The 13,925-nt window shown below is 30.9% G+C and carries 2 pseudogenes; both read right to left on the bottom strand.

What is annotated here, in order from left to right:
* Nucleotides 1–80, bottom strand: a pseudogene (locus C7448_RS16215) (AMP-binding protein); the annotation flags it as partial.
* A 69-nt stretch (nt 81–149) separates the two neighbouring features.
* A pseudogene (locus tag C7448_RS06420) lies at nt 150–13,850 on the bottom strand (amino acid adenylation domain-containing protein); the annotation flags it as partial.
* Nucleotides 13,851–13,925 lie beyond the last annotated feature (75 nt).

Below are 13,925 nucleotides of genomic sequence, written 5' to 3'. Positions count from 1 at the left end.
ACAATATTCCTATGTTCAATCATTACTCCTTTAGGTTTTCCTGTTGATCCTGAAGTATAAATAACATAAGCTAAATCTGTCGCTTGGGGTTGCTCTGCTAAAGCTTGTTTTGAATACTCTTCTTGTGTATTTTTAAAGTCCTTTAACAAAACATCATCTACACAAACCTTACAACCACTATCTTCTAGAATATATGCCTTTCGTGACTCTGGATAGTGGATATCTATTGGAACATAAGCTCCGCCTGATTTTAATACCCCTAAAATACTTGCTATCATCCATAAACCTCGCTCTAATTTTAATCCCACCAAGTCTCCTCTACCTATATTATGGACTGATTGTAAATAATTCCCTAATCTATTTGATAACTCATCTAATTCTTTATATGTTAAACTTTCTTCTTCATAAGAAACTGCTATCAAATCTGGTATTGATAAAACTTGTGATTTAAATAAACTAACTAAAGTAGATTCTAAATCATAAGACATTTTAGTAGCGTTAAACAGTTCTAACTGCTCATGTTTTTCTTCTACTGTTAAATATTCTAATGATGATAACTTTAAATCTGGTGTGGTTATAAAGCTTGTTAATAATTGCTCAAAGTGAGACTTTATTAAATTCATTCGAGAGCTTGAATAAACTCCTAAATCATATTCTAATCGAATGCGTAAACTATCATTTTGAGGGTGAACTAGTAGTCCAAAATCATAATGGGTTTGTTCAAAACTATCTACTTCTTTTATAGTTAGTGATAAATCTGATTCTCTTTGTTTGATCGATTCTTGTAAAGCAAAATTCTCAAATACTAAAACATGGTTTATTAAATCCATGCCTAATCCACTATTTGACTGAATCTCTGATAGGTTTAAGTAATGATGAGATTGTCCTCTTATTGAGTCTTGATGAGCTTGGTTTAATAAATCTAAACCGGTGGTTAATGAATTATATTTTATTCGAACTGGAATTGTATTAATAAATAACCCAACCATATGTTCTACTCCTGATAAAGATCCTGGTCTTCCTGAAACTACACTTCCAAAAACTACATCTTGACTATTGTTGTATTTTGATAATAAATAACCCCAAACTCCCTGTATAAAAGTATTCTGTGTTATTGAATGTTGTTTACATAACGTTGATAGTGATTCATATAATGATGATTGAATGACAATTTCTTCACTTCCTCGAACTCCTTGTTGAGTTGAATCTCCACTTCCTTTATAAGGTAAACTTGCTATTTCTTCATAAAAGGATAAATAGTCTTCCCAATAGGATAATGATTTACTCTGATCTAATTGACTTAACCATTCTATATAACGTGAGTATGCTAATGGTTTATTTAATTTATGTGATATTCCTTTTTGGATAGAGTTTAAAATCTGATAGTATTCATTAAGTAAAATACTTATACACCATCCATCCATTAAAATATGGTGAAAACTCCAAATAAACTCATAATCGCCCAAACCGTAATTTACAACGGTTAATCGCATCTGTGAGCGTGATGATAAATCAAAGCCTAATAAACGATCTTCTTCCTTCAATTTGTCCACACAACTATCAAACGAACCTTTTGCTTCTTCTACTACTCTAAAGTTAACGTCGCCTTCTTTATATACAATCTGTAAAGGAATACCGTTATAATCGTTAGTAAAACCGGTACGTAAAACATCATGACGTGACTGTAGTATCTCATAAGCCTGCTTTGCTTGCGATAGATCTAAAGTTTTTGATGATAGTTTATACGATAACTGCTCAAAATATAAACTCGAGGAAACGTCTTGAAGCCAATGATAATACATTCCTTGTTGTAATGGCGACAATTCATAAACATCTAGTATCTCATGGTTCTTTGTTATGCTTGATAATGATGGTAACGATAGTGATTTATATGTTAAATCTGACGAGGTTAAATAGTCTCCTTCTTTTTCTTCTAATTGACTTATTAAACTCTTTAATGTTGACTCATATGAGTCAATCATTGTTTTTATTGTTGACCTCTTATATTGTAAGGAACTGTAATGAACATATATTTGTAATTCTCCAGAAATTATTGCTCCCGAGATACGAAGTGGTATACTACTCGATTCTTCTGTGGAAACATCTTTACCTAAACTTATATCACTAAAGCTAAACAATCCTCCATCTTCCTTCTTAAATTCATTACCAAATGTTCCTAAATAATTAAACTGAATTGTTGGTTGTACTTCTTGTAAGGTAGAGCCTGATAAATACTTTAACATACCGTAACCTATACCTTTGTTTGGTATACTTCGTAAAGAGTCTTTTACTTCTATTAAAACTTTAAATAAATCTTCCGTAGAATCTACATTTAATAAATAAGGGTACAAACTCGTAAACCAACCTACTGTTCTTGTGACATCTACATCTTCTGTAAAAGATAATCTACCATGTCCTTCTAACTCAAGTAAAGTTTCTTTAACTCCAAACGTCCTAGATAAACTTACTCCTAAACATGCTAATAAAATATCTTGAATATTCGTAGAATATCGACTGTGAAGTTCTCCTTCTAGCAAACTTGTGTAAGTTTCTAGCAATCTAAAACCTTCCTTACTATCAATTACAATAGGTGATTCTATCCTGTTATCTACTGGAAAAGTGACTAAATCTTTAAGTAATAAGTTTTCCCAATAAGAATGTTCTTTGGCGACTAATACTTCTTGACTATAATTATATTGTTCCTTGCTCCATTGTTGATATGAACTTGTTTTTAGAGGTAATGCCTCTTTTACTCCTTTAACCAAATTGGTATATAAACTTGATAAGTCTTCTAATAAAATTCGCCATGAAACTCCATCTACTACCAAATGATGAATAATAATACCCAAGTAATCTCCTTCTAAGGTTGTAATGTGAGCTACTTTTACTAACTCGCCTGTAAGGATATTTATACTACCTTGTAACTCGTCTCCTATACTCGTTATTTCTAACGATAAATCTTCTACTCCTGTTAAATCGTAATGTTGAATTATTGATGAATAGCCTAACTCTTCTCTATTATACTGACTCCATGAAGGTTCTTTACTAAAAATCATACGTAAAGCATCATGATGTTCTAACAATCTTGAAATGCTTTCTTCTAAAAACTCTTTATGTATAGGCAACCTGCTCTTTAGTAAAACCGATTGGTTATAGTGATTAGTAGTAACTATACCTGAGTCTTTGAAAAAATGTTGTTGAATAGGTGATAAAAATACATCTCCCTTTACAACCGATTGATCTTGAGTTTTTACTTCTTTTTTTATGTATAACGATAAGTCTGATAAAACTGGATGTGATAGAATATCTGAAACTCCTAATTCATAACCCAATGCTTTTAAGCGTGATACTACTTGAATTGATTTAATCGAATCGCCTCCTAAATTGTAAAAATTATCTAATACACTTATTCTTTCTCGTTGTAAAACAGATTCACAAACCTCTATTAAAACTTTTTCCTCTTCATTACGTGCTGATAAAAACGATTCTCGAAGCATGTCTGAATCGCTCACCTCTGGTAATAATGATTGTGAAACCTTACCGTTTGGGGTTAATGGAATTGCTTCTATAGACACATAATAATGTGGAACCATATATGAGGGTAAGCATGATTCCAACTCTTTACGTAATGTAACTCCTTCTACAGATCCTATAAAATACGCTACTAATACAGCCTCTCCTGATACTTCTTTAATAGATACAACACATGATTCTACTCCTTCTATTAAGTCTAACTCTCCTTCTATTTCTCCTAACTCTATGCGGTGCCCTCTGATTTTCACCTGATCATCTATACGTCCTATATATTCTAAAACTCCTCCTGGTAACCAGCGACAAACATCTCCTGTTTTATACAAACGTTCTCCTTCTTTAAATGGATGGGATATAAAACGTTCTGCCGTTAATTCTGGACGGTGTAAATACCCGCGTGATAAGCCTGAACCTGATATGTATAACTCGCCTGAAATTCCTTCTGCTACTAAACTCAATGAATCATCTAATACATAAACCTCTGTATTACCTATAGGGTTTCCGATCGGATATATTTTATTATTCAGATATTGATTTTCAAGATGATATTCTATTGAGGTAACTGTAGTTTCTGTAGGTCCATACTCATTATAGAAATAGGCTACCTTTCCCAATTTCTTTGATAACTCAGATGAACAAGCTTCTCCTCCTGCAATAATTCTTTTCAATTTTGTATCGCTTGTTAACGCTAAAGTTTTCAAATAACTTGGAGTAGCATGTAGATGTGTTATCTCTTTTTTATCAATTATTTTCTCTAAGGCTGTCGGATTTAAAATATCCTCTCTTGATACTAAAACTAATTCCGAACCATTTAAAATAGCTAAAAATATTTGCTCTACAGATGCATCAAACGAAATATTTGAAAACTGTAATACCTTTTCTGTTTCATCTATCTTAAACTTATTAGTCTGAGTAATTATTAGATTTACCACATTCCTATGTTCAATCATTACTCCTTTAGGTTTTCCTGTTGATCCTGAAGTATAAATAACATAAGCTAAATCTGTCGCTTGGGGTTGCTCTGCTAAAGCTTGTTTTGAATACTCTTCTTGTGTATTTTTAAAGTCCTTTAACAAAACATCATCTACACAAACCTTACAACCACTATCTTCTAGAATATATGCCTTTCGTGACTCTGGATAGTGGATATCTATTGGAACATAAGCTCCGCCTGATTTTAATACCCCTAAAATACTTGCTATCATCCATAAACCTCGCTCTAATTTTAATCCCACCAAGTCTCCTCTACCTATGTTATGGACTGATTGTAAATAATTCCCTAATCTATTTGATAACTCATCTAATTCTTTATATGTTAAACTTTCTTCTTCATAAGAAACTGCTATCAAATCTGGTATTGATAAAACTTGTGATTTAAATAAACTAACTAAAGTAGATTCTAAATCATAAGACATTTTAGTAGCGTTAAACAGTTCTAACTGCTCATGTTTTTCTTCTACTGTTAAAAATTCTAATGATGATAACTTTAAATATGGTGTGGTTATAAAGCTTGTTAATAATTGCTCAAAGTGAGACTTTATTAAATTCATTCGAGAGCTTGAATAAACTCCTAAATCATATTCTAATCGAATGCGTAAACTATCATTTTGAGGGTGAACTAGTAGTCCAAAATCATAATGGGTTTGTTCAAAACTATCTACTTCTTTTATAGTTAGTGATAAATCTGATTCTCTTTGTTTGATCGATTCTTGTAAAGCAAAATTCTCAAATACTAAAACATGGTTTATTAAATCCATGCCTAATCCACTATTTGACTGAATCTCTGATAGGTTTAAGTAATGATGAGATTGTCCTCTTATTGAGTCTTGATGAGCTTGGTTTAATAAATCTAAACCGGTGGTTAATGAATTATATTTTATTCGAACTGGAATTGTATTAATAAATAACCCAACCATATGTTCTACTCCTGATAAAGATCCTGGTCTTCCTGAAACTACACTTCCAAAAACTACATCTTGACTATTGTTGTATTTTGATAATAAATAACCCCAAACTCCCTGTATAAAAGTATTCTGTGTTATTGAATGTTGTTTACATAACGTTGATAGTGATTCATATAATGATGATTGAATGACAATTTCTTCACTTCCTCGAACTCCTTGTTGAGTTGAATCTCCACTTCCTTTATAAGGTAAACTTGCTATTTCTTCATAAAAGGATAAATAGTCTTCCCAATAGGATAATGATTTACTCTGATCTAATTGACTTAACCATTCTATATAACGTGAGTATGCTAATGGTTTATTTAATTTATGTGATATTCCTTTTTGGATAGAGTTTAAAATCTGATAGTATTCATTAAGTAAAATACTTATACACCATCCATCCATTAAAATATGGTGAAAACTCCAAATAAACTCATAATCGCCCAAACCGTAATTTACAACGGTTAATCGCATCTGTGAGCGTGATGATAAATCAAAGCCTAATAAACGATCTTCTTCCTTCAATTTGTCCACACAACTATCAAACGAACCTTTTGCTTCTTCTACTACTCTAAAGTTAACGTCGCCTTCTTTATATACAATCTGTAAAGGAATACCGTTATAATCGTTAGTAAAACCGGTACGTAAAACATCATGACGTGACTGTAGTATCTCATAAGCCTGCTTTGCTTGCGATAGATCTAAAGTTTTTGATGATAGTTTATACGATAACTGCTCAAAATATAAACTCGAGGAAACGTCTTGAAGCCAATGATAATACATTCCTTGTTGTAATGGCGACAATTCATAAACATCTAGTATCTCATGGTTCTTTGTTATGCTTGATAATGATGGTAACGATAGTGATTTATATGTTAAATCTGACGAGGTTAAATAGTCTCCTTCTTTTTCTTCTAATTGACTTATTAAACTCTTTAATGTTGACTCATATGAGTCAATCATTGTTTTTATTGTTGACCTCTTATATTGTAAGGAACTGTAATGAACATATATTTGTAATTCTCCAGAAATTATTGCTCCCGAGATACGAAGTGGTATACTACTCGATTCTTCTGTGGAAACATCTTTACCTAAACTTATATCACTAAAGCTAAACAATCCTCCATCTTCCTTCTTAAATTCATTACCAAATGTTCCTAAATAATTAAACTGAATTGTTGGTTGTACTTCTTGTAAGGTAGAGCCTGATAAATACTTTAACATACCGTAACCTATACCTTTGTTTGGTATACTTCGTAAAGAGTCTTTTACTTCTATTAAAACTTTAAATAAATCTTCCGTAGAATCTACATTTAATAAATAAGGGTACAAACTCGTAAACCAACCTACTGTTCTTGTGACATCTACATCTTCTGTAAAAGATAATCTACCATGTCCTTCTAACTCAAGTAAAGTTTCTTTAACTCCAAACGTCCTAGATAAACTTACTCCTAAACATGCTAATAAAATATCTTGAATATTCGTAGAATATCGACTGTGAAGTTCTCCTTCTAGCAAACTTGTGTAAGTTTCTAGCAATCTAAAACCTTCCTTACTATCAATTACAATAGGTGATTCTATCCTGTTATCTACTGGAAAAGTGACTAAATCTTTAAGTAATAAGTTTTCCCAATAAGAATGTTCTTTGGCGACTAATACTTCTTGACTATAATTATATTGTTCCTTGCTCCATTGTTGATATGAACTTGTTTTTAGAGGTAATGCCTCTTTTACTCCTTTAACCAAATTGGTATATAAACTTGATAAGTCTTCTAATAAAATTCGCCATGAAACTCCATCTACTACCAAATGATGAATAATAATACCCAAGTAATCTCCTTCTAAGGTTGTAATGTGAGCTACTTTTACTAACTCGCCTGTAAGGATATTTATACTACCTTGTAACTCGTCTCCTATACTCGTTATTTCTAACGATAAATCTTCTACTCCTGTTAAATCGTAATGTTGAATTATTGATGAATAGCCTAACTCTTCTCTATTATACTGACTCCATGAAGGTTCTTTACTAAAAATCATACGTAAAGCATCATGATGTTCTAACAATCTTGAAATGCTTTCTTCTAAAAACTCTTTATGTATAGGCAACCTGCTCTTTAGTAAAACCGATTGGTTATAGTGATTAGTAGTAACTATACCTGAGTCTTTGAAAAAATGTTGTTGAATAGGTGATAAAAATACATCTCCCTTTACAACCGATTGATCTTGAGTTTTTACTTCTTTTTTTATGTATAACGATAAGTCTGATAAAACTGGATGTGATAGAATATCTGAAACTCCTAATTCATAACCCAATGCTTTTAAGCGTGATACTACTTGAATTGATTTAATCGAATCGCCTCCTAAATTGTAAAAATTATCTAATACACTTATTCTTTCTCGTTGTAAAACAGATTCACAAACCTCTATTAAAACTTTTTCCTCTTCATTACGTGCTGATAAAAACGATTCTCGAAGCATGTCTGAATCGCTCACCTCTGGTAATAATGATTGTGAAACCTTACCGTTTGGGGTTAATGGAATTGCTTCTATAGACACATAATAATGTGGAACCATATATGAGGGTAAGCATGATTCCAACTCTTTACGTAATGTAACTCCTTCTACAGATCCTATAAAATACGCTACTAATACAGCCTCTCCTGATACTTCTTTAATAGATACAACACATGATTCTACTCCTTCTATTAAGTCTAACTCTCCTTCTATTTCTCCCAACTCTATGCGGTGCCCTCTGATTTTTACCTGATCATCTATACGTCCTATATATTCTAAAACTCCTCCTGGTAACCAGCGACAAACATCTCCTGTTTTATACAAACGTTCTCCTTCTTTAAATGGATGGGATATAAAACGTTCTGCCGTTAATTCTGGACGGTGTAAATACCCGCGTGATAAGCCTGAACCTGATATGTATAACTCGCCTGAAACTCCTTCTGCTACTAAACTCAATGAATCATCCAATACATAAACCTCTGTATTACCTATAGGGTTTCCGATTAATATCTTTTGTTCTAAGTTACTTGTATCCCATACTACACATCCAACAGTAGCCTCAGTAGGACCATATTCATTAATAATTTTTGCTTTAGGATAATACTTTCTTAAAATATTTATATGGCGATTTGTTAAAGCTTCTCCTCCTACAATTATTAATTCTTTTTTCCCTGGATTAAATTCTATACCTCCCAATAAAATGATGTGAGCCGGAGTCAGCTTAATACAAGGTATATCACTTTCAAAATAAAATTTTAATGAATCAGAAACTATTTCGTTACCTGAAAACACATTTAAAGTAGCTCCTGAAATTAATGGCAAAAACAAACTAGTTACAGTAAGGTCAAATGATAATGATGTGAATAAACCAAAACCTGCTTTCTCTTTTACTTCTCTCAAATAATAATTTTGCCCCCATTCTAAGTAATTTAACAAAGCTCCATGCTCAATCATAACTCCTTTAGGTTTTCCTGTTGATCCTGAAGTATAAATAACATAAGCTAAATCTGTCGCTTGGGGCTTAAAAAGTTGCTTTGACTCTGATAAATTAGCTTTATTCTGATTAAATTCATTTAAAATAGCTTCATCTACACTTAGCTTACATTTACTATTACTTTGAATATAATCTATTCTTGATTGAGGATAGTTTGAGTCTAAAGGAAGGTAAGCTGCTCCAACTTTTAAAATACCTAAAACTACAACTATTGTATCTACACTTCTATCTATGTTTATTCCTACTAAATCTCCCCTTTTTATTTCATGATTATCAATTAAATAATGAGCAAACTTATTTGATAGAATATCTAACTCCCTATAATTTAATGATTTTCCATTAAAATCCTTTAAGGCTATGGCATCTGAATTTTCATTAACTTGTTTGGTAAACAAATCAATTACTGATACACTTTCTGAAAAATAAGCTTGAGTATCGTTATATGATTCTAATAACCTAGTTTCTTCCTCCTCAGAAAGGTACTCTATATTTTCAATTTCAATTTCAGGTCGAGAGATTACTATATCTAAAACCTGCTTAAAATGCTTTATTAATTGAGGTATTAATTCCTGTTTATAAACATCTTTGTTGTAATTGATTTGAAACCATAATTGACCTTTTCTTTCCTGAAAAAACATTTCTAAATCAAACTTTGATATAATTTCTTCAGAAACTTCTATAGTTTCACTTAATACTTCTTTCCCTCTTGTTTGTTCAATTTCACTAGTATTTTGTAATACTAGCATTACATCAAACACAGGACTTCTATCTAAGCTCTTTTCAACATTTAGCTCTTCTATTAACCTATCAAATGAATACATTTGATTTTCAAGAGCTTCTAATGTATTTTCATCCACTTGTTGAAAAATATCTTGATAGCTTTGTTTAGGATTAATATAATTTCGTAGTGCTATGGTGTTTACAAAAAAACCTATCTGATCCTTTAAATCTTCATGTCCTCTTCCTGCTACGGATGTTCCTATAACTATATCATTGTTACCTGAATATTTATGAAGGATTAAATTCCAAATACTTACTAATCCAACAAACAATGTACTTTGATTCTTTTGAACAAATTCTTTTATTTTTTTTGTTTGTTCTAAATTCAAAGCTCCTTGATAAGCACCACCATTGTATGTTTTAATTTTAGGTCTGTTTTTTTGATATGGTAAATCAAGTAATGGCAATTCTCCTTTTAGTTTTTCTAACCAATAGTCTCTGTACTTTTTGTAGTTTACTCCCCTTACTTGCTCTTGCTGCCACGACGCATAATCTTTATATTGGATTTTCAATGATGGTAAATTAAGCTCGCTAGCTTTAAGCAAATTCTCGTAATATGCTAATACATCTCTTCTTAATATATCAATAGACCATCCATCACTAATTATGTGATGCATATTGTAATAAAAGACAGTTTTTTCATTGGAAAATTTAATAATACTTCCTCTAAAAAGAGCCCCAGAACTTAAGTTAAATGGAGTATTCTTATCTTTTCTTATGAATTCTAAGAATTCTTCATAAGGGTTATCAAAAGAACTAAAATCTTTGTGAGTTACTTTAAATTCAAAATCATCTTTTTCAAGTATCTTTTGTACTACTTCTCCTTTAGAATTTGTTTTAAAAACTGTCCTTAAAATTTCGTGTCTCTCTAAAACTAATTGAATAGCTTTTTCAAATTTTGACACATCATAATCACTATCTAATTCTAGATAAGACACCATGTTATAAGCAACCGAACTCTCTTCAAATTGACTTAGAACCCATAATCTTTTCTGACCATCTGACACTGGATAAAACTCTTGCTGCTCTAATAGTTTTATTTCTGTAAAGTTATTTTTATCTGAAGCCTCAATCAATAAAGCCTGTTGTTCAAGAGTTGGATTTGCAAATATTTGCTTTAACTCTAATCTTACTTCAAACTCTTTATGAATGGCACTAATAAGCCTTGTTGCTTTTAAGCTATGCCCTCCTAGTTCGAAAAAATTATGTTCTATTCCAAATGACTCAGTATTCAGTACATTTTTCCAAATATTAAAAAGTTTTATTTGAACATCTGTAATTGGTTCTTTTATATCCTTTTCATTTTTTTCTATACTGTCAAATGGACTTGGTAAATTTACTTTATCAATTTTCCCATTAGAGTTTATTGGAATTTGATCCATTTCAATAAAAAATGCAGGCACCATATATTCTGGCACTTTACTACCTAAATGAAGTTTTAAACTATTAATGCTTTCATTTTTATCAAGAACCACATAAGCTGCTATCCCTTTATCTCCATCAGAAAGTTCCAATAAGGTAATTGCACTCTCTTTAACTCCTTTATATGAATCTATTTGCTTTTTGATTTCGTCTAGCTCGATTCTATACCCTCTAATTTTAACTTGATCATCAATTCTTCCCAAATATTCTAACTCTCCTGAAGGTAAAAATCTAGCTAAATCTCCAGTTCTATACATAGTACTGTATTCATCAAAAGGACAAGGTAAAAACTTCTCTTCTTGCTGATCTGGTCTATTTAAATATCCTCTCGCTACTCCATTTCCTGAGACGTACAATTCACCAGGTCTTCCAAAAGGTACAATTTGACCATCTTGATCAACAATATAGCTATTCGCAAAAGATAAAGGCTTACCAATGTTACTTGTCGCTTTATACATATCATCGTTTGAAAGTTCTTTAAATGTAACATGTACAGTTGTTTCAGTTATTCCATACATATTTATTAAAGAAACTTCAGGGTTTTCGCTTCTCCATTTTTTTAACTTGATAGGATGTAAAGCTTCCCCTCCAAAAACTACATAGCGTAAAGTTGGTACTTTATTGTTTAACGCAATAAAATTATAGAACGCAGATGGTGTTTGACTAAAAATTGTAGAATTATACTTATTCATTAATTTTATAAAGACCTCATGGTCTCTTACCTCATCATTATTTAAAATCAGCACGTTTGCCCCAGTAAGTAACGCCCCAAATATTTCCCAAATAGAAAAATCAAAACAATAAGAATGGAAAAAAGTCCAAGTGTCTTTTTCTGAAAATTCAAATTTCTCATAACAAGAAGTCAACAAACTCAAAACATTCTTATGTTCTATCATTACTCCTTTAGGTTTTCCAGTTGTTCCTGAAGTGTAAATGATATATGCTAAATTTGAAGAACTTATTTCAGACTTTGATAAAACTATTGATTCTCGATTAATGTTCTCTTTAGTTTTATTAATAAAACTTTCATCTATTACCAATTTACATTCAGAATCTTCTATCATAAAATTCTTTCGCTCATCAGGGTAATTAATATCTATAGGAACATAAGCTGCACCAGTTTTTAAAACACCTATAATTGCAACTATTAGTTCAATAGATTTAGGAATTATAATTGCTACTCGATCTTCAGGTAGCACCCCACAACTATTAATCAAATAGTTCGCCAACTTCGCTGATTCATTATCTAAATCTTCATAGGTTACTTCTCCTAACGAACTACTAAGCGCTAACCTTGAACCAAACATTTTAACTTGTTTAGAAAATACATCTATTATTGAATCGGTTGAAACTTCCTGAATTGACGTACTTCCTACAGCCCTATTATATTCTTGTCCTGAAACTAGAGGTATTTCTTTTAAAATAACCTTATTATTTTTGACTATTCTATTTAGAATATCAATTGTTAGGTTTAGTAATGAATTTGCAGTTTCTTCTTTAAAATATAGTTCATTATATGTTAGCCCTAAATGAAAAAAATCATTTCTTTCTGTAACTAAAAGGTTAAAATCATACTTACCAAAACCTTTATTTACTATACTTTCGGTAATAAGATTCCTTTCATAAGCTTCTTCTTTCTCATAGTTGAAAAATATATCAAACAATGCTGTTCTACTCATATCTTTCTTAGGATTGAGCTCTAGAACCAATTTATCAAATGGCATTGTTTTATATTTTTCTGCTTCCTCTCTTCCTTCCTCGATTAAAAATAATAGCTCTTCTAAAATTTTATTTTTATCAACTTTTGAACGTAAAACAACTAAGTTCTCTATAGGACCTACTAATTCTTTAATTTGGTCATTTCTCAAATCCATTAAAGTTCCTATAACAATATCATTCAATCCTGTTAATTTTGCCAATGCCATTTTATAAGCACTTAAAAACAACGTTTCTGTATTTAGATTATGATTATGAGCAAATTGAGATATATCTTGTCGATCTAGCAATCTTAAAGTTGACTTTGCTTTATAAATATGCACTTGTTCTCTTTCAAAGTCTGTTGGATAATACAATACTTGTAAATCATTCAGTTTTGACCTCCAGTAAAATAACAGTGACTCTAAATCTTCCTCGTTTAAATTATTTTGCCAATTAGAAAAATGTTGGAATTGAATTTTATTATCAGCTCCTGAAGTAGGATTATCTAAGATTGAAATGAACTGATTTTTAATTAACCCAATACTTTTTCTATCAATTAAAGCGTGATGAATTACAAAATAAATCAGAGTTTTATCTTTTAAATTTTCAAAATAACATTTTATTAAAAAATTATCATCAAAAGTAAAAGCTAACTCTTGTAGATTCTTTAGCCTAGATAACAAGTTTATTTCTTGTTGTAATATCTTGTCTATTGAAACTTCATTTATGCTGTGAATTTCTTGAAAGACTGTTCCTTCAGACCTAGAAAAACTAGTTCTTAAAACTTCATTTTTTGATAACAGTTCATAAACAACTTTTTCAATATCTTCATATGACAGCTGTTTTTTAACACTAAAAATCAATGGTATATTGTGATAAACTGGTCCTTCAGGATATAAATCTCCTTTTTCAAAATAATCAATAAACCAAAGTCTTTGTTGATGGTAAGAACTTAATGTTTTCATTTTTATTTTTTTTACAACCATTCTAGCCTAATATTTTTAAATATCAGGATAATGAGGTTGATAATATTGTATATG

This window comes from Tenacibaculum gallaicum, from assembly GCF_003387615.1.
GTDB lineage: Bacteria > Bacteroidota > Bacteroidia > Flavobacteriales > Flavobacteriaceae > Polaribacter > Polaribacter gallaicus.
Note: the sequence above shows the minus strand (reverse complement) of the source record. Positions and strands in the feature narration are given on the sequence as shown.